General features: G+C 69.5%; 19 protein-coding genes and 3 pseudogenes. 6 read left to right on the top strand and 16 right to left on the bottom strand.

What is annotated here, in order from left to right; all coding sequences use genetic code 11:
- Position 1: 1 nt before the first annotated feature.
- Genes VGE38_RS16580 through VGE38_RS16555 form a run of 6 tightly spaced genes read right to left on the bottom strand, consistent with a single transcriptional unit; the run spans position 2 to position 7,624 of the window.
- Positions 2-670: a DUF1028 domain-containing protein gene (locus tag VGE38_RS16580; RefSeq protein ID WP_331143662.1), complete on the bottom strand. Its 669-nt coding sequence runs from the start codon at positions 668-670 to the stop codon at positions 2-4.
- Positions 667-1,134, bottom strand: coding sequence for a RidA family protein (locus VGE38_RS16575; protein ID WP_331143661.1), 468 nt, complete (start codon positions 1,132-1,134; stop codon positions 667-669). The genes VGE38_RS16580 and VGE38_RS16575 overlap by 4 nt, the downstream gene beginning before the upstream one ends.
- On the bottom strand, positions 1,131-2,432 hold the full coding sequence (locus tag VGE38_RS16570) for a flavin-containing monooxygenase (RefSeq protein ID WP_331143660.1): 1,302 nt from the start codon (positions 2,430-2,432) through the stop codon (positions 1,131-1,133). The genes VGE38_RS16575 and VGE38_RS16570 overlap by 4 nt, the downstream gene beginning before the upstream one ends.
- Positions 2,429-4,525: an oxidoreductase gene (locus VGE38_RS16565; protein ID WP_331143659.1), complete on the bottom strand. Its 2,097-nt coding sequence runs from the start codon at positions 4,523-4,525 to the stop codon at positions 2,429-2,431. The genes VGE38_RS16570 and VGE38_RS16565 overlap by 4 nt, the downstream gene beginning before the upstream one ends.
- Before the next feature lie 58 nt (positions 4,526-4,583).
- Positions 4,584-6,101, bottom strand: coding sequence for an APC family permease (locus VGE38_RS16560; RefSeq protein ID WP_331143658.1), 1,518 nt, complete (start codon positions 6,099-6,101; stop codon positions 4,584-4,586).
- A gap of 38 nt (positions 6,102-6,139) precedes the next feature.
- A complete protein-coding gene (locus tag VGE38_RS16555) occupies positions 6,140-7,624 on the bottom strand; it encodes an aldehyde dehydrogenase (protein WP_331143657.1) in 1,485 nt (494 codons plus the stop codon).
- Positions 7,625-7,724: 100 nt separating this feature from the next.
- Here VGE38_RS16555 and VGE38_RS16550 point away from each other — a divergent pair, with 100 nt between their 5' ends.
- Complete coding sequence (locus VGE38_RS16550) at positions 7,725-8,381, top strand: TetR/AcrR family transcriptional regulator (RefSeq protein ID WP_331143656.1); 657 nt, start codon at positions 7,725-7,727, stop codon at positions 8,379-8,381.
- 75 nt (positions 8,382-8,456) lie between these two features.
- On the opposite strand, the gene VGE38_RS16545 is transcribed toward VGE38_RS16550, so the two are convergent.
- Positions 8,457-9,458, bottom strand: coding sequence for a cytochrome d ubiquinol oxidase subunit II (locus tag VGE38_RS16545; protein ID WP_331143655.1), 1,002 nt, complete (start codon positions 9,456-9,458; stop codon positions 8,457-8,459).
- A complete protein-coding gene (locus tag VGE38_RS16540; protein ID WP_331143654.1) occupies positions 9,455-10,873 on the bottom strand; it encodes a cytochrome ubiquinol oxidase subunit I in 1,419 nt (472 codons plus the stop codon). The genes VGE38_RS16545 and VGE38_RS16540 overlap by 4 nt, the downstream gene beginning before the upstream one ends.
- An 875-nt stretch (positions 10,874-11,748) precedes the next feature.
- Here VGE38_RS16540 and VGE38_RS16535 point away from each other — a divergent pair.
- Together VGE38_RS16535 and VGE38_RS16530 are read left to right on the top strand one after the other, a co-directional pair.
- Complete coding sequence (locus VGE38_RS16535; RefSeq protein WP_331143653.1) at positions 11,749-12,090, top strand: hypothetical protein; 342 nt, start codon at positions 11,749-11,751, stop codon at positions 12,088-12,090.
- A 131-nt stretch (positions 12,091-12,221) separates the two neighbouring features.
- Positions 12,222-13,194 (top strand): annotated as a pseudogene (locus tag VGE38_RS16530) (Mu transposase domain-containing protein); the annotation flags it as partial.
- Between the two features lie 74 nt (positions 13,195-13,268).
- On the opposite strand, the pseudogene VGE38_RS16525 reads toward VGE38_RS16530, so the two are convergent.
- The 4 genes and pseudogenes from VGE38_RS16525 to VGE38_RS17575 form a co-directional block, all read right to left on the bottom strand.
- Positions 13,269-13,412 (bottom strand): annotated as a pseudogene (locus VGE38_RS16525) (hypothetical protein); the annotation flags it as partial.
- A 270-nt stretch (positions 13,413-13,682) separates the two neighbouring features.
- Positions 13,683-14,300, bottom strand: a complete 618-nt coding sequence (locus VGE38_RS16520; protein ID WP_331143652.1) for a hypothetical protein — start codon at positions 14,298-14,300, stop codon at positions 13,683-13,685.
- Positions 14,301-14,315: 15 nt separating this feature from the next.
- Positions 14,316-15,506 carry a cytochrome P450 gene (locus VGE38_RS16515; RefSeq protein WP_331143651.1) on the bottom strand — a complete coding sequence of 397 codons (1,191 nt, stop codon included), beginning with the start codon at positions 15,504-15,506 and terminating at the stop codon, positions 14,316-14,318.
- Positions 15,503-16,798, bottom strand: coding sequence for an MMPL family transporter (locus VGE38_RS17575; RefSeq protein WP_331143672.1), 1,296 nt, complete (start codon positions 16,796-16,798; stop codon positions 15,503-15,505). Before VGE38_RS17575 ends, VGE38_RS16515 begins: the two co-directional genes overlap by 4 nt.
- Positions 16,799-17,115: 317 nt before the next feature.
- Between VGE38_RS17575 and VGE38_RS16505 the strand changes: the two genes are divergently transcribed.
- The 3 genes and pseudogenes from VGE38_RS16505 (at position 17,116) to istB (ending at position 20,850) form a co-directional block, all read left to right on the top strand.
- On the top strand, positions 17,116-17,736 hold the full coding sequence (locus VGE38_RS16505) for a TetR/AcrR family transcriptional regulator (RefSeq protein WP_331143650.1): 621 nt from the start codon (positions 17,116-17,118) through the stop codon (positions 17,734-17,736).
- Between the two features lie 782 nt (positions 17,737-18,518).
- Positions 18,519-20,056: pseudogene (gene istA / locus VGE38_RS16500) on the top strand (IS21 family transposase).
- The gene (istB, locus tag VGE38_RS16495; protein ID WP_331143649.1) at positions 20,053-20,850 is read left to right on the top strand and encodes an IS21-like element helper ATPase IstB; all 798 of its coding nucleotides are present in this window, start codon (positions 20,053-20,055) and stop codon (positions 20,848-20,850) included. The pseudogene istA and the gene istB overlap by 4 nt, the downstream one beginning before the upstream one ends.
- A 377-nt stretch (positions 20,851-21,227) precedes the next feature.
- Here the strand turns inward: istB and VGE38_RS16490 are convergent, their stop codons facing one another.
- The 4 genes from VGE38_RS16490 to VGE38_RS16475 form a co-directional block, all read right to left on the bottom strand.
- Positions 21,228-22,337, bottom strand: coding sequence for a BtrH N-terminal domain-containing protein (locus tag VGE38_RS16490; RefSeq protein ID WP_331143648.1), 1,110 nt, complete (start codon positions 22,335-22,337; stop codon positions 21,228-21,230).
- Positions 22,338-22,469: 132 nt separating this feature from the next.
- Positions 22,470-23,081, bottom strand: coding sequence for a TetR/AcrR family transcriptional regulator (locus VGE38_RS16485; RefSeq protein WP_331143647.1), 612 nt, complete (start codon positions 23,079-23,081; stop codon positions 22,470-22,472).
- Positions 23,082-23,147: 66 nt separating this feature from the next.
- Positions 23,148-23,825, bottom strand: a complete 678-nt coding sequence (locus VGE38_RS16480) for a lysophospholipid acyltransferase family protein (protein ID WP_331143646.1) — start codon at positions 23,823-23,825, stop codon at positions 23,148-23,150.
- Positions 23,826-23,971: 146 nt separating this feature from the next.
- Positions 23,972-24,428 (bottom strand): oxidoreductase C-terminal domain-containing protein (locus VGE38_RS16475; RefSeq protein ID WP_331143645.1); only part of this gene is annotated, 457 nt, incomplete at its 5' end.

The following is a 24,428-nucleotide window of genomic DNA, read 5'->3' as shown; positions in this document are numbered from 1 at the left end:
CTCACTCGTCCCCGGGCACGCCGTACGACGGCGCGGCGGTGGGATCGAGCGCGCGGGTGACGTAGTCGTCGCGCTGCGGCAGCCAGACGTCCAGCAGCTCGCGGAGCCGGCGCAGAGGGGCGTCGCTCCAGTCGACCCGCAGGTCGGTGACACGCCACGCGACGTCACGGACCACGGCGAGGCCGGCGGACCGGATCGGGCCGGCCTCGCCCCCGGCGGCCAGGCCGGCGTCGAGCGCCGCCAGCAGCCGCTCCTCGAGCTCACCTCCGGCGGATGTGAAGCCCTCGGCGACGGCGTCGACGACCGCCTTGTCGGCGAGGAGGTTCCCGGCGGCGACCAGGTTCGGGGCGACGACGTGGTGATGCACGCCGAGGGACCGTTCGCCGGAGAACGCCGCACCCCTGCCGTCGGGGCTGAGCACGGTCAGCTGACGATGCTCGATCAGGGCGCGTCCGTCGGTGACCTTCGCCAGCGCGGCCTCGGGACCGAGCCCGCTCTCGAGGGCGTCGAGGAGCTCGGCCCCGAGGCGCGGGTCGGTGATGTTCTGCGACGAGGCTCCGCCGACACCGGGGCGCAGGTGCGCGCAGCGCGCGGCCACGGCCGGGCTGGACGAGGTGACGGCGATGCCGACGGCGCCGTTGCCGTCGGTCGCCAGGATGGAGAAGGTCACCGGTCGTCCTCGGTATTGGTGGGGGCGCCCGTGGGGACGCCGGTCGGGATCACCGCGATGGCGTCGACCTCCACCAGCCACTCGGGCCGCGCGAGCGCGGAGACCACCAGCCCGGTCGAGATGGGATGCACGCCCTTGGTCCAGCGTCCGATGGTGCGGTAGACGGTCTCGCGGTAGCGCGGGTCGACGATGTAGATCGTGAGCTTGACCAGGTGCTCCATCTGCGCCCCGGCCTCCTCGAGGAGCATCCGGATGTTCGCCATGGCCTGCTCGGTCTGTGCCTCGACGTCACCGATGCCGACCGACTCGCTGGTGTCGAGGTCCTGCCCGATCTGGCCGCGCACGTAGACCGTGTTGCCGGCGACGACGGCCTGGCAGAGGTCGTTGTCGAGGTTCTGCTCGGGGTAGGTGTCGCGGGTGTTGAACGGGCGGATCCGGGTGTGACCGCCAGCCACGATGCTCACTGGTTCTCCTTGGTGGTGGTGGTGCCGGTGGACCCAGCGGTCCCGTCGGGGCCGGGATAGCTCAGGTAGGACCGTTGGGTCGCGATGTGACCGGCGATGTGCTTCGCGTCGTGCCACACGCCCCAGATGAAGCTGGAGCCCCGGCGCGAGAGCCACGGCAGGCCGAGGAAGTAGACGCCCGGTTCCGACGCGACGCCGCGTCGGTGTGCCGGGCGCCCGGCGTCGTCGAAGGCGTCGACCTGCAGCCAGCCGTAGTCGAGGGTGAATCCGGTCGCCCAGACGATCGAGGTCACGCCCGCCGCGTTGAGGTCGAGCTCGAGCAGCGGGTCGGTGGCCGCCGACGGCAGGGGACCGATGATCCGGGCCCCGGGGTCCTCGGGCAGGTCCGCGCCGTTGCGGTCCACCCAGGCGTCGGCGGCGTCGAGCAACCGCAAGTAGTTGTCGTCACCGGCAGCGATGTTCGCGGCGAGGTCGGGCTGGAAGCGCAGCACGCCGTCGACGTACGACGCGGTCATGCCGAGCAGTCGGACGCCGATCCCCTCGAGGTCGCGGAAGTCGACCGTGTGGCCGCCCCGCGCACCGCTGACCGCGATCGTCACGTGCTCGGCGCCGCTCGCCGGCGTCTCCACGTCCCAGAGCCCGAGGACGCCGAGCCACCAGCAAAAGTCCCGCCCGCGGTAGCTGCGCGGCGGCCGGTCGTGCGGTCCCACCGAGAGGTAGACCGTGCGCCCCGCTCGGCGCAGCTCGTCGGCGATCTGTACGCCGGACGAGCCCGCGCCGATGACGAGGACCGCGCCCTCCGGCAGCTGCTCCGGGTTGTGGTAGCCGGTGGAGTGCAGCTGCACCGGGCCGGCGTCGGCGGGGATGATCGGCGGAATCGCCGGTCGCTGGAACGGCCCCGTCGCGGCCACGACGAACCGTGCGTCGATGACGCCGTCGGAGGTCTCCACGCGGAAACCCGGCCGGCCCTCGTGCCGGGTCACCGCGGTGACGTCGACGCCGGTACGGACCGGCGCGGCGATCATCTTCGCGTAGGCCGCGAAGTAGTCGGCGACCTGGTCCTTCGACGCGAAGGCGTCGGGGTGGACGTCGTCGAACTCCATGCCGGGGAACCGGTCGTGCCAGGCCGGGCCGTTGGCGACGAGGGAGTCCCAGCGCCAGGTGCGCCAACGTTCGGCGATCCGGTCGCGCTCCAGCACGACGTGCGGGATCCCCTGGTCGGAGAGGTGCTCGCTCATCGCGATCCCGGCCTGGCCGGCTCCGACGACGAGGACCTCGACCTGCTCGACGCCGCTCATCGGACGACCTCGAGCGGCAGCGGGGCGAGCTCGGTGACCTCACGACGGAACGGAACCTCGTCGTTCGGGGGCAGCGTGGCGTCGAACTCCTCGGCGGCGCGGCGCCCGGACCAGACGGCGGCCGCGATCGTGCCGGGTGCCCAGGCGTCGCCGATGCCGCGCACCGACCCGAGCTCGCCGGCGTCGCGGCGGGCCACGAGGTCCAGGTAGAGCTCCTCGCGCGGGAGGCGAGCGGTCACCAGCACGACCGCGTCGCACTCCAGCTGCCGGGTCGCTCCCGCGTAGACGTTCTTGATCTCGACGCCACCGACGCCGACGCGGGTGACGGCGTGGTCGGTGACGCGGGTGATGCCGTTCTCGATGAGGCGGCGCTGGATCCGGTTGACCTCGAAGGTGTTGACGGTCCACGACGACACCTGCGCCGCGGGGGTGACGAGCGAGACGTCGTACCCGTTCCTGGCGAGCAGCTCGGCCAGCACGCCGCCCATGTAGTAGTGGTCGTCGTCGTAGAGGACGACCTTGCGACCCTCGGGCAGCCGGCCCGCCAGCAGGTCCTCCGGTCCCAGCACCTGGGCGCCGGCGTCGATCGGCAGCGGCGTGGTGTGGAAGCGGGCGACGCCGTCGGTGCGCCAGGTGGCGCCGGTGGCCACCAGGACGTGGTCGAAGCCGAACTCGACGACGTCCTCGGCGCTCACCGGGCTCTCCCGGTAGACCTCGACGTTCGGCAGCTCGGCCAGCGCGGCCTCGCGGTACTCCTGGACCCGGGCCCAGGCGGTCAGCCCCGGGAGCTGGGACTCCCGCCGCACGCGACCGCCGAGCTCACGGCCGGCCTCCATCACCGTGACGTCGTACCCGCGCACGCCCAGGGCCCGGGCGGCCTCGAGGCCCGAGGGACCGGCGCCGACGATCAGGACCCGGGAGTCGGTCTCCTTGGGGCGGATCCGCTCCGGGTGCCAGCCGCGACGCCACTCCTCGCCCATGCTCGGGTTCTGGGTGCAGCGGATCGGCGACATGGTGAGGTCACCGGACACGCAGATGTTGCAGCCGATGCACTCGCGGATGAGCTCCAGCCGGCCGTCGCGGATCTTGTTCGGCAGGAACGGGTCGGCGATCGAGGGCCGGGCGGCGCCGATCAGGTCCAGGATGCCGGCCTTGACCTGGCGCACCATCGCGTCGGGCGAGGTGAAGCGTCCGACGCCGACGACCGGCTTGGTCGTGAGCTTCTTCAGGCCCGCGACGAACTCCTCCTGGCGGCCCTCCGGGGCGAACCGGGAGGTGACCGAGTCACCCTCCCACGACCCCATCGCGAAGTCCCACAGGTCGGGCAGCTCGCCCAGCTCGCGCAGGACGCCCTCGATGTCGGCGCGGGTGATGCCGCCGTCGACCTCCTCCTCGACGGTGATCCGGCAGGCGACGGCGGCCCGACCGGCGCACTCCTCGACGGTGTCCTCCAGCAGCTCTCTGAGCAGCCGCATCCGGTTGAGCAGCGACCCGCCGTACTCGTCGGTGCGCTGGTTGTAGCGCGGCGACAGGAAGTGGTGCGGCGTGCCGTAGCCGTGGGCGCCGTACACGTAGACGATGTCGTAGCCCGCCTCGATGGAGCGGCGTACGGCGTTGCGGTGCCAGCGCCGCAGGTCGGCGATGTCCTGCAGCGACATCGCCCGCGCCTGGACCGGCGCGATCGTGTCCGGGGCGACCGGGAGGTGACCGGGACCCATCGGTGCCTCACGGCTGAGCTGGTTCGGCGCGTTCATGCCGTTGTGCGCCAGCTCGATGCCCGCCAGGCCACCGCCGTCGTGGATCGCGTCGGCGATGCGCTTCAACGCCGGGAGGTCCTGGTCGTCCCAGATCCTCAGCTCGATGAAGGGCGCGATGTCGGACGTCGGGTGGATCTCCACCTGCTCGGTGCACACCACCGACCAACCGCCCTCGGCCTTGATCTTGCGCATCGCGGCCTGGGCACTGGGGTCGCGGTAGCCCATGCCGTTGCAGTGCGGCACCTGGTAGAAGCGGTTCTTCGCGGTCACCGGCCCGATCTGCACAGGCTCGAACAGGACGTCGTACGGCGCAGCCACAGGGGTCTGCTGGGTCACGAGAGGACTCCTCGTCTGATGTGGGGCTCGTCTGATGTGGGGAAGGAAGGGCGACGGGTCAGGCGGTCGGGTCGCCGGCGGGCACCGAGTGCGGCACGGGCGCGCCGACCTCGTTGCGGACGCGGGCGCCGCGCGCATACCCGACCGCGCAGAGCGCGAGCAGGAAGCCCAGCGTCCCGAGGGTGAACACCTCGAAGGTCGTGTTGCTGACGCCCCAGATGTCCTCGAACGGGTACTCCTGGCCGAAGAGCCGCTCCAGCGTGCCCGGGAAGACGGCCACCCAGGATCCGAGGAGGACCCACGCGAACGCGAGCCATCCCAGGACGGCGAATCCCGTGTCGGAGACCGGCACCCGGAACGGGCGCGGCCGCTCGGGGTAGCGGCGACGCAGCCGGATCGCGGCCGGGATGATCAGGAGGTAGCTCAGCAGGAACGTCGAGATGGAGATGGTCAGGACGACCCCGAAGATCGAGGCGCCGGAACCGGTCACCTGCATCGCGACCAGCATGAAGGCGGTGGACACCACCCCCGAGAGCAGGTTCACGCGCACCGGCGTGCCGAGCCCGGGGTGGAAGCGGCCGAAGAAGCCGCCGAAGAACGACCCGTCCGCCGCGGTCATCGCCTGCATCCGGTCGGAGATGATCATCCAGGCCGCACCCTGGCTCATCAGCACGTAGACGAAGACCAGGGCCGTGATCGTGAGCATGGCGTCCGCCGCTCCGCCGTACACCGAGTAGACGGTGCCGACCGCGTCGAGCAGGCCGCCGATGCCGGTGATCTGGTCGCTGGGGACGACGAGCAGGATCGCGAAGATCGGGACCAGGTAGCACGCGGCCGCCGTGGCGCAGGAGCGGAAGATCGAGACGGGGACGTCACGCGCCGGGTTCTCCATCTCGCCGGCGGCGCTGTTGGAGGACTCGAACCCGAGGTAGGCGAAGAGCAGGATCGGGACCGATCCGAAGAGGCCGAGCAGGCTCGGGCTGAAGTCGCCACCGCTGATGCCCACGACACCGTTCTGCGCGGCGTAGAGCACCGTGGTGAAGACGAAGAAGGCGAGCAGCCCCACCTTGAGCAGCGCGCCGCTGGTCGGCATCCACTTGCCCTTGCGCAGGCTGACGATGGCCGCGAGGACGGTGATCCAGATGAAGACGATCTTGAAGAGGTAGTCGCCGAACGAGCCATGCTCGAGCGGGCTGATATGGACGCTGACGGTCTCGGCGGCCAGGAACGCCATCGAGCCGCCGACCCACACCGGCTGCGTGATCCAGGTCAGCATCGCCGCCACGGCCGCGGCCGGACGACCGAAGGCGTCGCGGACCCAGGTGTAGGCACCGCCCTCCTCGCTGAAGGCTGCTCCGGTCTCGGCGAAGATGAGGCCGTAGGGCACGAGGAAGAACACCGCGAGCACGAGTGCCCAGGTGAAGGCCTCGGCGCCGAAGAGCGAGACCTGCCCGAGGGTCTCCAGGCCGACGACGGCGGCGATCATGAGGAAGACGATGTCGAAGCGCCGCAGCGACTTGTGGAGCAGCGCCTGCTGCTCGGCGGCCAGTGCGGTGGGTTGGTTGGACTGCGTCATGTGATGACTCCCTTGGGCGGGTTGGTGAGCTCGTCGGCTCAGTGGTTGATCCACACGGTCTTGAGACCGACGTACTTGTCGAGGGCGTGCAGCGAGAGGTCGCGGCCGAAACCGGATCCCTTGAAGCCGCCGAACGGCGTCCAGACGCTGAAGGCGTCCACGCCGTTGACGGTCACGGTGCCGGCGTGGATGCGCTCCGCGAGCCGGTGGGCCCGGCTCAGGTTGCTGGTGGCGACCGAGGCGGCCAGCCCGTACGCCGTGTCGTTGGCGAGTGCGACCGCCTCCTCCTCGGTGTCGAACGGCGTGACGGCGAGCACCGGACCGAAGACCTCCTCGCGAGCCAGGGCCGACGCGGGGTCAACGTGGTCGAACACCGTCGGCTGCACGTAGCAGTCGCTGCCGTCGCGCCGGAGCCGCTCGCCGCCGGTGACCAGTCGCGCACCGGCGGCGCGGGCGCCGCCGACGTACTGCATGATCCGGTCGGTCTGCTCCGGCGAGACGATCGCGCCCATGCCCGAGGCCGGGTCGAGCGGGTCGCCGGGGGCGTACGACGCCGCCTCCGCCGCGACCAGGGAGACGAACTCCTCGTGGACCTCCCGCTGGACGAGGACGCGCGAGTGCGCCGAGCACACCGCGCCCTGGTTGAACCAGATGCCGAAGGCCGTCTGCTTCGCCGTGGTCGCGAGGTCCTCGGCGTCGGCGAACACCAGATGGGGGCTCTTGCCCCCGCACTCGAGCCACACCTGCTTGAGGTTGGACCGGCCGGCGTACTGGAGGAAGTAGGCGCCGACCTCGGTCGATCCGGTGAACGCGAGGACGTCCACGTCCGGGTGCAGCCCGAGCGCCTGTCCGGTCGTCTCGCCCAGCCCCGGGACCACGTTGAGAACCCCCTCGGGGATCCCCGCCTCGACCGCGAGCTCGGCGATCCGCAGCGCCGACGAGGGCGACTGCTCGGCCGGCTTCAGGACCACGCTGTTGCCAGCCGCCATCGCCGGCGCGACCTTCCACGCGAGCATGTCGACCGGGTAGTTCCACGGCACGACGGCCCCGACCACCCCGAGCGGCACGCGCCGGATCAGCCCGAGCGTGCCCGGAGGCGTCGGCGCCACCTCGTCGTTGATCTTGTCGATCGCCTCGGCGTAGTAGCGGAACAGGTTGACCGAGAACGGCAGGTCGAGGTCGTGGGCGTCGACCACCCGCTTGCCCATGTCCAGCGAGTCGAGCACGGCGAGCTCGGCGGCGTGCTGCTCGATCAGCGAAGCGAAGCGCAGCATCCGCTCGCGACGGAAGGAGACACCCGCCCGGCTCCACACGCCCGAGTCGAACGTCGTCCGAGCGGAGCGCACGGCGACGTCGACGCCCTCGGCGCCGGCGTCGGCCACCTCGGCGAGCAGAGCGCCCGTGGCCGGGTTGCGGTTCTCGAACGTCGTCGCGCCGGCGTCGACGAAGCGGCCTGCGATGAACGGGCGGGCCGGGACGACCACCTTGCTGGCCTCGGCGAGCCAGTCCTCATGAGTGCGCACGAAGCGATCCTTTCTTTGCGCTGCACCGCAAATATGAGGCAGGTCACTTCTCGGTGTCAACAGTCGATCTGGACGGAGGTCGGCCGGATACGGTGGAGGCATGGCGCGACGCAAGGACCAGACCGCGAGGCGGGAGCACCTCGTCACGGCGACCCTGGCGGTCATCGCCCGACACGGTCTGAGCGGGGCGACCATGAAGAACATCGCCGAGGAGGCCGGCATCTCACCCCGCCTGGTCGCCTACTACTACCCGGACCTGAACGGCCTGATCGAGGCGGCCCACCAGGCCGCGACCGACCGCTACTACTGGTCCCGGCAGCGCGACATCGAGGGCGACCTCACCCCGACCGAGAAGCTCGCGCGGCTGATGTACTCCGGGCTCCCTCGAGGCGAGGACCTTCTGCTCAGCCAGGTGCTCGACGAGATCTCCGTCAGCGCTAGCCGCAGCCCCATGCACGCCACGTTGATGACGCTGCTGTTCGACCGTGAGGTCTCGCTCTACGCGGCCGTGCTCGAGGTCGGGCAGGCCGTCGGTGCCTTCACCCTCACGGACCCGGCGCACCTGATCGCCCGCAACTTCGTGGCGCTCGAGGACGCGCTGGGCCTCCACCTGCTCGCCCACAACTCCTCGCTCACCCTCGAGATGGCCGAGCAGCAGCTGGCGAGCTACGCGTACGCCGCGACCGGTGTTCGGCTGACGCCGACCGCGGCCCCGGTATCCGGCACCCGGTCGACCGGCAGCCCGCGCCCGGCGTAAGCACCGCTCCAGCCGGCAGGATTCTTTGCGCTCGTTCGCAAGTGCGGGGGCCCGAGGGGCAACCGGACCGTGTGACTACTGCCGGGACCACGCTCGCGTCTGGGTCAGACGGAACAGGTAGGCGAGAGCGGGCAGCACGAGGACCGCGGCCAGGGCGACGGCCACGAGGAGCGCGCGGATCGTCGCGGGGGCACCTGCTGCGTCGCTGATGGTGACCTCGTCCACGAGCAGCCACGGGTACTGAGCCACGCCCCAGCCCGACGTGACGGCTCCGACGGCGGCGACGGCGGCGAACCGGGCCGCTGCGTAGCGGCGACGAAGGAGCAGCCCGAGCGTCGCGAGGCCGGCGAGGGCGGAGGCGATGATCAACGGTGCGGCGCGGCCGGTGAGGCCGGTACTCAGGGTCGGCGCATCGCGGGTGAGCGGCACCAGTGCAGCGAAGACGACCGCACCGGTCGTCGCGCCGACGACCACGGACCGAACCCGCAGCTGGTCGGCGAGCCGTTCGCGTCCGGCCCGGTGGGCGTCGGCGGTCAGGAAGGTCCCGGCGAGGGTGGCACAGGTGCCGACCGCGATCACGCCGCCGAACAGCCCGGTGGGGTTCAGCCACGACGACCACAGACCGCCGTACCCATCGGCCGGGACCCGTCCGGATGCGATCCCACCGGCGACCGTGCCGAGGAAGAACGGCGTCAGGATGGAGGAGGTGGCGAAGAAGATGCCGAACAGCCGCGCCTGGCCGAGGGTGGCGGAGTACTTCCGGAACGCGAAGCTCGCGCCCCGCAGGACGATGCCGAGGAGCGCGAGCAGCAGCGGCACGAAGAGGGTCGTCATCGCCGCCGCGAACGTCTCGGGGAACGCCGTCCACCAGGTCACGAGGACGAAGATGAGCCAGACGTGGTTGGCCTCCCACACCGGCCCGATGCTGTGGTCGACCAACGTCCGGACCTCCGCACCGCGAAGGTCGCCGCCGGCGGTCAGGTCGAAGAAGCCCGACCCGAAGTCGGCACCCCCCAGGACGGCATAGGCCAGCACGCCGACGAACAGGGCCGCGGCCACGGCCACCTCGGCGCTCACTGGGCGCCTCCCTGGCCAGCTCCCTGGGCACTCTCCCGGTCGTCGTCGTCGGGGCTGTACGGGCTGGGGAGGCCTGCCTCTCCAGCACGCCAACGGCGCGCCATCGACCGCAGCACCGTGGTCGCGGCGACGGTCAGGGCGGCGTACAGCACGACGGACCCGCCGAGCAGCCACCACAGCCCGCCGCGTTCGGTGGCGGCCTCCGCGGTTCGCATCACGTCATAGACCACCCACGGCTGCCGTCCGACCTCGGTGGCCACCCAGCCGGCCTCCAGCGCCAGCACCGCCAGCGGACCGGCCAGGACGCAGAGCCTGAGGAACCAGAGCCATCGCAGCGGGTCGTGACCGCGCCACCTGGCCAGCCAGAACACCAGCACCGCCACCATCAGCAGGGTGCCGATGCCGACCATGGTCTGGAACGCCCAGTGGGTGATGTTGATCGGCGGATGGTTCTCCGGCGGGATCGTGTCGAGTCCGCGGACCGGCTCGGTGAAGGAGTTCTGGGCCAGCAGGGACCCCAGGTACGGGATGTCGATGGTGCCGTGCACCTCACCGTCGACGTAGAGCCCGCCGATGCGCAGCGGCGAGGGGCTCTCGGTGGTCTCGGCGAGCTCGAAGGCCGCCAGCTTCGCCGGCTGCCGGTCGCCGAGGTTCCCGCCGAGGAGGTGGCCCACGACCGGCTGGACCAGCGCGGCGACCGACGCGAACACGAACGGCACCATGAACCCCAGTCGGTGATGCGCGTCGCGTCGGCCACGCAGCATCCCGACGGCGTACACCCCGGCGACGGAGAACCCGACCACCATGTACGCCGCGATCCACATGTGGCCGAACTGGAGCCCCACCAGGTCGTTGAACATGGCCCGCCACGGGTCGACGTCCACGACCTCGCCGTCGACGATGCGGAAGCCGGCCGGTGCGTTCATCCAGGCGTTCACCGCGATCACGCAGAACGTGCCGACGACGCCCGCGAGCGTCATCGGCACCAACATCAGGGCGTGCCGCAGTGGCGGCATCCGACCCCAGCCGTAGAGGTAGATGCCCAGGAAGATGGCCTCGATGAAGAACGAGAGACCCTCGAAGGCGAACGGCAGGCCCAGCACGTCGCCGAACCGCCCCATCAGGCCGGGCCACAGCAGACCCATCTCGAAGCTCAGCACCGTGCCGGAGACCGCTCCGATGGCGAACAAGACCGCGGACACCTTCGCCCACCGTTGAGCCAGGCCGAGCGCCACCGCGTCACCGCGGCGGATCCCCCGCAGGTGCACGACCAGGATCATCGCCGGGAACGCCACCCCGAAGCACGCCAGGATGATGTGCCAGCCCAGCGAGAGGGCCATCTGCTGCCGAGCCGGCAACAAGCCCTCCGGCTCGGCCACCACACTGCCGAGCTCGAGCAGGACGTCGACGGTCACGGCGCCGCGCTCATGGTCGACGAGCTCATTCGCACCTCCGGGGTGACGGCCACCGGCGGCACACCTCGCCGCGCCGATCAGTCGGTCGCCCTCCCCAGGCCGTTGCCCGGCGACGGGCCGCTCGAAACGCCAGAGGCGTGATCGAGCGCATGCACCGAGAGCCTCGCGGAGGCCGAGATGGACAAAGCCCCGGATCGAAGGATCCGGGGCTAGTCACTCACGTGCGCGAGGGGGGAGTTGAACCGTAGGACCACCAGGCCTCATCACACGGGGACCGCCGTCCTGAGCGTGAAACCAGGCTCCCGTTTCCTCCGGTTGGCTCCCGTTTTCCCGGGTCCGTGCACCCCAGGGGTGCACCAGCCGTATCCAGTTGAGCCGGCTTCGCGCCGGCGCACCAACCGTAGACGATGCGACCGAGTTCGCCCCGCGAGGGTGCCCTGCTGCAGCCGCTCATAGACGCTGACGGAGTGCCCGATCACGCCGATGCGCGTGTTTCAGGCCAAGTGCTCCGGCACGGCGGCCCCTCTTCGCGGAGCCAGACACGCAACGGCGCGTGCCGAGGGCCATCGACGAGCGCGACTCCGCATCCAAGTCGAGTGGGTCGAGCTCGGGCAGCGAGTCCGTGGAGCTGCGTGAGGCGCAAGCGGATCAGGCTGCTGGAGCAGGAGAACGAGGTCCTGCGCCGCGCAGCTGCCTATCTGTCGCAGGCGCATCTGCCGGGAAGAGATGTACCCGCTCGTCCGCGAGCTGGCCGGCGACGGGATCCCCGCCACGGTGACGTGCCGGGTGCTCAAGATCGCGCGCCAGCCTTACTACCTCTGGCTCGCGATCCTGGTCACCGGCGCCGAGCTGGTCGTGCCTACCGGGCGAACGCGTTGTTCGACGACCGCGAGGACCCGGAGTTCGGGTACCGGTTCCTGGTCGATGAGGCCCGCGACGCCGGTGAGTCGATGGCCGAGCGAACTGCGTGGAAGATCTGCTCCGAACTGGGGCTGGTGGAGTGCGTTGGGAAGAAGCGCGGTCGCAAGGGCAAGAAGGCCGGTCCACCGGTCCACGACGCGCTGGTGATGCGCGACTTCACCGCCGAGGCTCCCAACCGGCTTTGGCTGGCTGACATCACCGAGCACTGGATCCGCGAGGGCAAGCTGTATCTCTGCGCCGATCAAGGACGTGTACTCCAACCGGATTGTCGGCTACGCCGTCGACTCCCCGGGTGAAGTCGCGGATCGCGGTCACGGCACTCGACAACGCCGTGGCCCGCCGCCGTGCTGTGTGGATGTGGCTGGCTGCCTGCTGCACACCGACCGCGGCTCGCAGTTTCGGTCCAGGAAGCTGGTCCACCAGCTCGTTCCGGCGGTTGGGTGGGGTGCCGACCTACGTGCTGACCGACAACGAGAAGACCGTCACGACAGAGCACATCGCCGGCATCCCTGTTAGGAACCCACAGTTGGTGGCGTTCGCCGAGCACTACTCGGTCACCGTCCACACCTGCGTGCCGGCTGACCCTGCATCGAAGGGTGGGACCGAGTCGTCGGTGAAGATCAGCAAGGCCGACCTGGTCCCCATGGACACCAATCTGCGCGAGGCCTACGGCTCGTTCGCCGAGCTCGAGGCAGCTTGTGAGGCGTTCTGCGAGAAGGTCAACACCCGACCCCACCGGATCACGAGACGGCCGCCGATCGCGATGCTCGCCGAGGAACGGGCCCGCCTGCACCCGGTCGCGATGACGCCGCACACGGTCGCGTTCGGCACCACCCGGCAGGTGCCGGCGAACACGCCGATGGTGAGCTTCGAGTCCGGCCAGTACTCCGTCCCACACCAGCTGCTCGGCGCCACGGTGTGGGTGCGGACCCACGGTGTCGGCGCCGAGGAGCAGGTGATCCTCCGCCACCTCGGCGAGGACGGGCCACTTGAGGTCGCCCGACACGCACGCGCAACACCCGGCATGCCGAGGATCGATGACGGCCACTTCCCGCCCCAGCCCGATGGACCGTTGGACCGTCGACCACGCGCGAGGAACGCCGCGGAGTCGGAGTTCCTCGACCTGGGCGAAGGCGCCCGGCTGTGGCTGGTCGAGGCCGCCGCGGCAGGCACCCCGCGGATGCGGGTCAAGATGGCCGAAGCGCTCGCCCTGGCCAAGCTGTTCGACCCCGTCGAGGTCGACTGGGCACTCGGCCACGCCGCGGTACACGGCCGGTTCGCCGAGGCCGACCTGTCCTCGATCCTGGACTACCACGCCCGAGCACCGCAGACGGGCGAGCACCGGGCCAGCGAGGAATCCTCGCTGACCCCAGGGCACCAGCGCCTGGGCACGACTCGGCCAGCAGGCCGCTACGGACACCACGACCATCTGGTCGCGTGTGCCGAAGTGGTGCAGCTGGGCGCCTCGCGACAGACCGGCTCGTTCGGCGACGGCCGGCCGCGTGGTTCCCGCGTACCCCAGTTCGGCCAGTCCGGCCAGGCTGGCCACAGTGGTGTCCAGTGGCAGTGTTGCGGGTCGTCGCCGCGCGAGCACGTCGCCCTGCACGGGAGCGGTCATTTGTGACACCATACATACATGCATGTATCGGAATACGCGGGCGATCACACCGATGGTGACTGAGTCGGCTGGGGCCGGCGCGGAGCGCCCCGCGTCCACTGCATCCGAGGCCGACGGGTCCGAGGGGTCGGCTGATCTCGTGCTCCCGAAGACTTGCCCCGAGTGTGAGACCCCGTTTCCTGCGCCGCGGGTGCAGACGCTGCAGGAGATGGGCCAAGCGCCCGTCCGGCGGTTCCGATTCGAGTGCGGTGCGTGCGGGCATGCGATTTCTCACCCGCTGGCGTGACTGCTCGGGGGCCCGCCCTTACCCCGGTGGGCTTGCTTCTCAAGCCCACCGGTCCGAGGCGTGGTCATGCGGTGAGCACGACCCTTGAGCATGGCCTTGAGCTTCTTCAGACCTGCCCTGTTGCTCCGGTTGTCCCGGGACTGGTCTTCTGAACAGCGTCGGCGAGCCTTCAGTTCGAGTCGTTGCCCGACGCGGATCGCGGGTTCGTCGTAGGCGCTGGCGAGTCCGGCGCACACGGCCAGCGCGGCCCAGTCGTGGTGCGCGGTGGCGCGGACAGCCCGTGCGACTGCTGGCGAGGGCGGGTTCGCGCGAAGTTGATCGATGAGGAGGAGTACGCCGCGGTAGTTGTTGGCGGCGTCGCACCAGGCGTCGATAACGCTGCGCGTGCGGTCATCCGGCTCGTCGGCGACCCTGTGTTCGAGTCGTGCGGTGAGTAGGGTGTGCCAGCGAAGCAGCACGGCACCGAGGAGGTCTTCCTCGTCGGTGAAGAAGGTTGCGATGTCGGCGAGGTCGGTAGGGAGCTGTCCGTCTTGGCGGGCGAGGATTTCTTTGGTCACCGCGTGCAGGACGGTGGCGCGGGTAGGCCTTGGCTTGTCTTGCATCCTTGATCGGCCCCTTCAGGCGGTCGCTGCGCGCAGGGGTAGCGAGGTGTAGCCGCGGATCGGGCCGGAGCGAAGTCGCACCGCAGAGTGCAGGTCGACCTCCCAGTCGCGGTGGCGCGCCAGGAGCGCTCGTAGGGCGATGCGTGCTTCGAGCCGGGCCAGGGATGCGCCGAGACAGAAGTGGATGCCGCGCCCGAAGGCGACCTGTCGCTCGGGGGCGCGGTGGATGTCGAAGCGGTCCGCGTCGGTGAAGGCGTGGTCGTCGCGGTTGGCCGAGCCGAACAGCAGCAGCACGGTGTCGCCGCCTCTAATGAGTTGCCCGTGCAGGTCCACCGGTCGGGTGAGGGTGCGCGCCAACCCTTGGACTGGTGAGTCGTAGCGGAGAAGCTCCTCGACAGCGGCGGAGACGAGCTCTGGTTTCTCTGCCAGCTCCCCTCGGCTCTCGGGGTGCCCTGCGAGTATGACGGCGCTGTTGGAGAGCAGGTTGGTGGTGGTTTCGTGGCCGGCGATGAGCAGCAGCAGGCAGAACCCGAGGAGTTCATCGTGGCTGAGGTGTTCACCGTCGACTTCGGCGTGGACGAGAGCGGTCATGAGGTCGTCTCGGGGGTGCGTGCGTCGCTCGGCAAGGAACGCCGTGAAGTAGTCGTAGAGCGCTGCGGCGGCGTCCAGTCCGGGGCCGAACTCTCCTCGGATGGGGTTGGACTGGATGAGGGTGGTGGACCAGGTCCGGAATCGGTCACGGTCTTCTCGTGGGACGCCGAGCATGTCGGCGATGACGATAGCCGGGAGCGGTCCGGCGAACCCGGAGACGAAGTCCCATGTGTCACCTGTGGGAGCTTGGTCGAGGAGGTCGTCGACGAGGGTCTGGATGTGCGCCTCGAGCCCGGCGATGCGGCGCGGGGTGAAGGCCTTGCTGACGAGGTGACGCAGCTGGGTGTGGCGGGGTGGGTCGCTCATGATGAGCATGGGCAGGAACAGCTCGGTCATGTCCAGCCCGGGCGGGGTGGGGAAGATGCCGGACGCCGAGGAGTAGGTCGTCGGGTCGGTTAGGGCGGCGGAGACGTCGTCGTAGCGGCTGAGCACCCAACAGCTCGCTTGCGAGGACCAGTACACAGGAGCGTGGTGTCGCAGCTCGCGGTAGACGGGGTACGGGTCCGTCATGACCTCCGCATCGAACGGGCTGTAGGCCAGCTGCCTGTTGCTCATGGGATCTCCCTCGAGTGTCGGTTCACGCGCGTGCCTGAGATGTGGCGGCTTGCCGCGCTGTGGATGCTGCGCGTGTCCGCCTCCGGTGTGGCCACTAGCTGCGGTCCTCGAACAGCGCTGCGCAGGCGGGGACCACCAGGGTGCGGACCACGAACGTGTCGAGCAGGTGCCCGGCGGCGACGGCGAACCCGGTCTGGGCGAGCGCCTCGACGGGGGAGAACAGCAGGGCCACGAAGGTGGAGGCGAAAATGAGACCGGCGGCGGTGATGACGGGTCCGGTGGCGGTGACCGCGCGAGTGACCTCGCCGCGGTCCAGAGCCAGACCGCTCCAGGACCGTCACTCCCGCGACCAGGATCCGGGCCGGTTGCCGCCCCACCAGGCGGCCGGTGCGGGCCCACCGCGAATCCGGTCGCGGGGCCGGAGCGGGACCGATGCGCGGGCCGAACCAGCGCATCAGGGCGGGGGTGAACGTGAGGCTGACCGCGACCGTGACTGCCACGCAGATCGCCATCGGGGGGGCGGTGGTGGCGAAGATGGCGAGGTCGGTGAAGCCCAGGCAGACGACGCCCAGGATGACGGTGGCTGCCGACACCAACAGGGCTGGTCCGACCCGGGAGACCGACTCGGCGACCGCGTCGACGGGTTCGAGACCGTTGCCGTACCCCTCACGGAACCGGGAGATGAGGAAGACGCAGTAGTCGGTCCCGGCGCCCAGGGTGATGGCCACGACGAACGCGTCGGTGTACGTGGACAGAGCCAGCCCGTGCTCACCTGCCCAGGCAAGTGCGCCGCGGGTGCACAACAGGGCGATGCCGATGGTCACCAGCGACACCAGGACGGTCGCGACCCGGCGGTAGACCAGCCAGAGGATCCCGATCAGCAGGAACTGGGACAAGGCGGCGATCTTCAAGGAGGCGGCGTTCACCGCCGTTGTCAGGTCCGAGATCATCGCCGGGTCCCCGGTCACGTGAACCTCGGTGCCAGGCGGGGCATCCACCTCCGCCACGACCGAGCGCACCCACTTGACGTCCTCGTCCGAGGCCGGCGACCCAACCGCGGACCGCAGCCCGACGACCAGGTAGGTCGCCTCGCCGTCCTTGCTGGTCATCGAACGTCGGACCTCGGGCTTGCCCAGGTAGGCCTGGACATCCGAGACCCGCTCCCGACCTTCCTCGAGGGTGTGAGCGAGGTCGGCGTAGACTCGCCGATCCCCCACACCCAGGCCGTCGTCGTCGGTCATCACGACGAGCAGGTATGACTGTGTCTTACCCGACCCGAGGGCGGTGTCCATCACCCGAAGCCCGTGCAAGGTCGGGACGTCTTCGGGCAGGAAGGCCGTGCTGCTGCGCTCGACCACGGTGCCCAAGGGGTCACCAGGAGCGACAACCCCGCCGCAGCCAGCACCCACGCGATCACCACCGCGGCCGGGAGCCGATGTCCCAAGGCCAGGCCCGACCTCAGCGACCTCGCGGCCGCGGTCCTAGATCGACCCATCCCCGCCGTCCATCCGCTGGAGTGCTAGTTTGTACTCGCAGTACAACATAGGATGACAATTATGTCGAGACCGTCGCCGTCGCACGACAGCGACGCGAGCAGAGGAGGCCCGCGGTGAGGAAGCTCCCGGCGAAACTCGCGAGTCGTCTCTACAGCGCGGCGGAGCTGATCGCCGAGCGCGGCCTCGACGGCACCAAGATCGACGACATCGCCGACGCCACGGGGATCCCCAAAGCCACCCTCTACTACCATTTGGAGGGCAAGAACGGTGTCTTGGAGTTCCTCCTGACGGACTTGCTAGAGATGATCTCGGGCGCGGTCGGGCTGGCCATGTCGAGCACTGAGGACGCACAGACCCGCCTGGAAGCCGCCGTCGCAGCGCAGTTGGGCGTCATGCTCGAGCACCCCTTCCTCTGCCGCGCCCTCGTGGGCGATCTTGGACGCGCAACACGGCTCCCGGAACTCGCGGCGGCGCTGCGCTCCGCGTTCTTCGAACCGATCGAGCAGCTCTTGAACGACGGTGTCGCCGACGGCTCGCTCAGACAGATCGAGGACCCGAACGCAGTGGCGACCAGCATCTTCGGTGCCATCACGATCGCCGGCCTTAGCGCCGCTGTCGATGGTCCACTGGCCGAGGCGTCCATGGAGGCGACGCGGCTCTCAGCAGCGGTTTGTGACCTGATCCTCGGCGGCATCGCCTCAGCCCGCGATGCCGGGGCCACAAACCGGGCCTGAGCCGATTGGCGCAACCCGGACGGTTGACGGCGACGACCCGCTGGGCTGTTCGGGTGTCCGCCAGGACAAAACAGCGCCAGTTGCGCCTCGGTCGTCATCGAAGGGGTGGCCACCGAGTCACCTCTTCAGGGACCCCCTCACCGCCTGAAGAGTCCGAGCCTGAACCGGGGGCGAGCCTCTTGTCAGCGCCACCGTGAATGCTTTCCGGCGCTTCGCCGGACGCAGCCCGCGCCTGAGCGGTGACCCGGAAGTTCGGGGGAAGTGATCGCTGGGGATAGGGAGCCGCTTATAGGTCACGGAGAGCCAGTGGAAGGCGACCGAGGGAGCCGCCGCCGAGGCCACACCGGCAACGAACACCAGCCCTTGCCCAACAGCCGCTGTCAGGATGGGCAAAGCCCGGATCCGAAAACCCTGTCGACGACGCTTGAAACGAGGCCACCCACGCAAGTTGGACCAGAGCGAAGACCGGGGGTCAGTCCCTCACTCGCGCGACAGGGAGTTGAACGTAGGACCATCACACCCGATCATGCAGAAACCACCGCCCTGAGCGTGAAACTGGGTCCCGTTGCCTCCGGTTGCCTCTCGTTTCCTCGGCTCCTACACCCAGGGGTGTCGGCGGCCACGAGAGACTGCCCGGAGACGGCCACGAAGCTGCCCGCTGAGGGTCATGGGATCTGCCCGACACGACGTCGTCTGCCTCGCTGCGCTGCGCGGTTGAGGCCCCTGCCTCGGGTGCGATGAGCGGTGCTGAAGCGCCCTGTCGCTCCCGAGGGAGGGATGAGTTGAAGTCTGCCGAGGAGATCATGGAAATCTTGGATGCCTGCGACCTGACCGGGTCGTTGCGCGATGCCGGGGAGCTGGCCGGCTGCTCCCATCACACGGTGAAGCACTACGTCGAGCGCCGTGCCGTCGGCGGCGAGCTGGATCGGGCCGCGGCGCGGCCGCAGCTGATTGATGAGTACTTGCCGAAGGTCGAGGAGTGGGTCGAACGCAGCCACGGGAAGGTCCGCGCCGACATCGCGCACGAGAAGCTCGTCGCGCTGGGCTACACCGGCTCGGAGCGCACCACCCGCCGCGCGGTCGCACAGGTCAAGGCTGCCTACCGGGCGGGCCGGGTCTGGGTGCACCGCCCGTGGGTGACCGAGCGGGGATGTGGCTGCAGTACGACTACGGCGACGGCCCCGTGGTCGACGGCGTCAAGACCGTCCTGTTCGTGGCGTGGCTGGCCTGGTCGCGGTTCCGGGTCGTGATCCAGCTGCGCGACAAGACCATGCCCAGTGTCTCCGCCGCGCTCGACCAGGCGTTCCGGCGGCTGGGCGGGGTGCCGACCTACGTGCTGACCGACAACGAGAAGACCGTGACGGTCGAGCACATCGCCGGGATTCCCGTCAGGAATCCTCAGCTGGTGGCGTTCGCGCACCACTACTCGGTGACCGTGCACACCTGCGTGCCGGCGGATCCGGCGTCGAAGGGCGGAACCGAGTCGTCGGTGAAGATCAGCAAGGCCGACCTCGTGCCGAAGGACACCAACCTGCGTGGCCAGTACGCCACCTTCGCTGAGCTCGAGGCGGTCTGCCTGGAGTTCTGCGAGAAGGTCAACACCCGACCCCACCGGGTGACGAAGCGGCCACCGGTCGAGATGCTCACCGAGGAGCGGGCCCGGCTGCACCCGGTCGCTGCGACGCCGCACACGGTCGCGTTCGGCACCACCCGGGTGGTGCCGCCGAACACGCCGATGGTGACGTTCGAGTCCGGCCAGTACTCGGTCCCGCACCAACTGCTCGGCGCGACGGTGTGGGTCCGCACCTACGGCGTCGGCGCCGATGAGCAGGTCGTCATCGTCCATGTCGGCGAGGACGGGCCGGTCGAGGTCGCCCGCCACCAGCGGGCCAGGCCCGGCACGCCGAAGATCGACGACGCGCATTTCCCGACCCAGCCCGAAGGACCGCTGGACCGCCGCCCCCGCGCGAGGAACGCCGTGGAAGCGGAGTCCCTCGACCTGGGCGAGGGCGCGAGGTTGTGGCTGGTCGAGGCCGCAGCCGCGGGCACGCCGCGGATGCGGGTGAAGATGACCGAAGCGCTCGCGCTGGCCAAGCTGTTCGACCCCGTCGAGGTCGACTGGGCACTGGGCCACGCCGCGGTCCACGGCCGGTTCGCCGAGGCGGACCTGTCCTCGATCCTGGACCACCACGCACGAGCACCGAAGGCAGGTGAGCATCGGGCCAGTGAGGAGTCCTCGCTGACCCAGGGCACCAGCGCGTGGGCACGACTCGGACAGCCGGTGCAGGCATCGGGCAGCGACGAGCAGGTGATCGCGTGAAGACCACCACCACGACCACGAGCCCGGTCAGCACTGCGCCGCCGCTGCCCGCCGATCTGGAGGACCTGCTGCGCAAGCTGCGGCTGCCGCACATCCGTCGCCACGCCCCCGAGGTCGTCGCAACCGCGAAGGCCCCGCGCTGGGAGCCCGCGGAGGTGTTGAAGGCGCTGTTCGCCGAGGGGGTCGCCGGCCGGGAACGCTCCGCACTGGCCACCAGACGAGCCGCGGCCGGGTTCCCGACCGGGAAGACCTTCGACGCCTGGCCGCCCGAGATCTCCTCGATCCCAGCCCCGACCCAGCAGGCGCTACGCACACTGGAATGGGTCCACCGCCGCGAGAATCTCGTCGTGTGCGGCCCGTCCGGGACGGGCAAGACGTTTCGCCTAGAAGCCCTCGGTCAGCAGGCCGTCGAGGCCGGGTTGAAGGTCGCCTGGTTCACCCTGGAAGACCTCGGCGTGCTGCTGCGCCGCCACCGTGCGGACGACACCGTCACCAAGGCCATCGCCCGAGTGCTGCGCGCCGACCTGGTCATCGTCGATGACATCGGCCTGCTGCCCGTCGCTGTCGACGCCGCCGAGGGGCTCTATCGGCTCGTCGACGCGGCCTATGAGAAGCGCTCGGTCGCGATCAGCTCGAACCTGCACCCGGCCGGATTCGACGAGCTGATGCCCAAGACCCTGGCCACCGCCACCGTTGACCGGCTGCTGCACCACGCCCACGACTGCCAAACCTCAGGTGAGTCAGTGCGACTCACCCAGGCACTGGCCGGCCAGAGGGTGAGCCCCTTGAGCTGACCACTCGGGTCGGTGGTGGCCGCAACCCCCGTGGGCAGATCCCATGGCCACCACCGGGCAACCCTCGTGACCGTCAGCGGGCAGGCTTCATGACCGCCACTGGGCAGTTCCTACTGGCCCTTGACACAGGGGTGCACCAGCCGTATTCAGTTCACCGGAGCCTGCGTCTTGAGCCCGAACCTCTGGACGACGAGACCTCAGATCTCGGGGAAGTCGAAAGGCGAGATGACTCAGAGAGGCGTTCGTCAGCACGGCGGCGGCACGGCAGCGCATTGTGGCACAACCAACAATGACCGTCGACGGACCTGGGAATGCCTGGACTTCCCCAAGCACAGAGCCTCGGCGGTCTTGCTCGCGTGCTGCATTTGCTGACTTGCCTACGATTGGTCACCCATCCCTGAGAGTTCGCCCGCTGCTTTGCGCATCTGAGAGATGGCATGGTCTTCGTCGCTGGGGAGTGTCGCGGCGAGCTCATTCACCCGTCGCCAGCGGTCGAACGTCGCTCCGTCGCTACGGCCGGCCGCAGCGAGAGCCGACCACGTGTCCGCGCAGCGCAGGAGCGCGGCTCCGGCCTTCGCCATCTCAGCGGACTCCGTTAGCCGCGCCACGTCGGCACAGAACTGTGCCTGCAACCGGCGGAACAGGCCGCCGCCGGTCCCTGCCTTCTCAACAAAGGCGTGGAGTGAACGCAGCGCGACGTCCAGTTGCGCTTCGGGCATCAGCCCCGGCCACCGGTCGACATCCTTGGCGAATACCGCGACTCCACTGATCCCCGCAGCAGCAACGGCATCCGGCGGGAGCGCCGACGTATCCGGGATAATCGCGGTTACCGCAGCTTGCATGTTGTCGACCGAGGCGGCGAGGGCCGAAGCGGCGGTCGGGCGCAGATCGGGCAGGTTCTGGGGCCAGTGCACGAAGTACGTCGTGTGCCTGGTGGGCACGGGGAATGACCGTGACGCGCGCGCCCGCGCAAGAGCCTCGTAGGGGACTTCCTGCACCTCGGCTCGGTCGTTGTCCACCACGAAAGCCGTCTCGGTCCTGTCGTCGTAACCGATCACGACGATGTCATGCCGACTCATCTGAAGGCGGACATTGAGGTAGGGCAACTCAGCAATGTCCGCCCACATCAGCACGGGACGGCCTTGTTGGAGTTCTCTGCGGACCCAGCCCCACCCGGCCACGGGGTCGTCGGTGCCACGGACGTCGACCTCTGCACCCAGCCTCGACAGAAGGTCGACCTCAAGGTCGCTGCTACGCCCCACAAGATAGATCCGCGGGGCAAGCCCGGGTACCCGGAGGTAGGTGAAACCCAGACCACCGCCCATCCCGAACACCAGACCTTCGCTGGGTACCTCCTCCCAGCCGAGACCGGCCCACTCCAGGAGGTCTCGCAGCGCTCCGGAACCGCAATGACCGGCCTCACGGTGGGGATAGTCCAGCAGGATCCGCCGCGGCTCCGGCTGCCGCGGTAGGAACTCAGCTGGCATGGCAACTCCTGGATCGGTTCGCAGCGCTCTGCGTACGCCGGTGGGTCGGGCGCGATGGGTTCCGCGACTCTACATTTCGTCGAGGCTTCGCAGGGGTCGCGGTCGGCGACGGTCGTGACGGCTGGTGCAAGGTCACGATTCGAGGGAGAGAAAACGGACGGCGACTTCGGAGATCTTGCGCGCCGTCGCGGTCCGGTCCCACTTGGGCAGCGCCAGATGACTGACCGTCAGGCGCACCATGGTGTCGGCCGCGTCGGTGACGTCATTTGGGGGAAGACTCGGGTAGCTCTCCGCCACCCATCCGGCTAGGGTGTCGGAGGCGAGGTCGAGAAGCCGCGCGGACGTCGTGAGCAGCGGGAGCATCCCCGTGGACGCCTGACTGCCCGCATCCAGGTCGCGGTTGGTGATGAGAACTGCCTTGAGCAGGGGGCTGCGTTCGGCCTCGTTCAAGGTGTAGTCGACGGCTGCTGCGATGCCGCGTTTCGCATCGCCGATGTGTGCCTGCAGCGCCTTTTGGATGCCCTCTAGGAAGCGCGAGGCCTCGCAGAGTACGACCGCTTCTCCGAGGCCGGCCTTGTCACCGAACTCCTTGTAGAGTGCCGCCCGGGACACCCCGGCACGTTCCGCGACCTCCCCCATGCGCACCCGGTCCCAGCCGCGGTCGACGATCAGGTCGTGGGCAGCCTCGAGGACAGCGGCGCGCATGTGCTCCCTGAACCGTTCGCGCATGGACGGTGCCCGCATGACAGAGAGGTTAGCGATTCGTGTTGCGCGACCGACTCGCGTCACTGACCTGGGCACGCCCGCCCGCTACCTAGCGTGCTCGTCGGCCAGTTGGTCGACCATGTCGGCGAGGGTGTCCTGAAGTCTCTGCACCCCTACAGTCACTGCCGTCGCCCTCGGCAACTCTCGGAGGTCCTCGAGTGGCACCGGGTCCCCGACCAGCAGGGTGACCGGACGGCGGCGGCCCACGACCACCCTCCGCTCGTAGGCTGGCACGATCGCCTGCACGCCCCATTGAGCGACGGGTATCAATGGAGCTGACGTCTCCAGCGCGATGCGAACAGCACCCGACCTGAGCGTCATCAGACGCCCATCCGGTCGCTTCGTGATCGATCCTTCCGGATACACGACGAGAAGAGCGCCACGCTCCACGGCTTCGACCGCGGCACGAATTCCAGACCGGCCGTCGGACCGATCGACCTCGACGTGGCCGGCCGACCGGAACCACCAGCCGACTGCTCTACTGTGAAACAGGCTCGCCTTGGCCATGAACCGGGGGGTCCGGCCCTGGGCGAGGATCATCTCCCCCAAGAAGAGCGGGTCGGCCTGGGAGACATGGTTGGCGGCCAGCACCGCGCCTCCCGACCCGGGCAGGCGTTCGGTGCGGCGCCAGTCCGCTCTCCTGCCCAGCAGCAGCAGCGGTTTGCAGACGAGCAGCGCCAGCCACCACGCAGGCCCGCGGGCGTCTCCGGGGACGCGACTCACGCCCTCGGACCGACCCGAGTCACGCAAGTCCGGAACGATAGGCAGGACTCGCATCGCCGTCCAGACCGTCGACCTCCAAGCCATCCTTGCTCACCTCGGCGGGCGATGGCTCGGTGGTGACCACGACCAGCGGTTACTGCGGCTTCTCACACCGCCACCTCCGCTGTCAGTGCGGCCATGTCGACCGCGGTCCCCTGGGTGAGCATGCGTTTGGTGGTCATGAAGTCTCGGGGACGGTTGACACAGTCAGCGGCTATCGGCTCGCCCTTCCGGAGGTAGTAGCAGGTGAAGTCGCGGTCACGGGTCGGGGCACCGCTCACGACGATGTCGTCATAGCCGGTGTTGAGTCCCGCGATCTGGAGCTTGAGGTCATACTGGTCCGACCAGAACCACGGGAGCGCCGCCACCTCCTTGTCCTTTCCACAGATGGTCGCTGCTGCCACCTTGGCCTGCTCCACTGCGCTCGGGACCGACTCCAGCCTGATTCGTCGGCCGTAGCGGGGGATGTCCTGCGACGTACAGTCCCCGGCCGCCACGATGTCAGGGTCACTGGTGCGGGCGTGGGCGTCGATGAGGATCCCGTCGTCCACGACCAGGCCGGCT

Origin of the sequence: Nocardioides sp. (genome assembly GCF_036405735.1) — a bacterium.
In the GTDB taxonomy this organism is placed as follows: Bacteria; Actinomycetota; Actinomycetes; order Propionibacteriales; family Nocardioidaceae; genus Nocardioides.
Note: the sequence above shows the minus strand (reverse complement) of the source record. Positions and strands in the feature narration are given on the sequence as shown.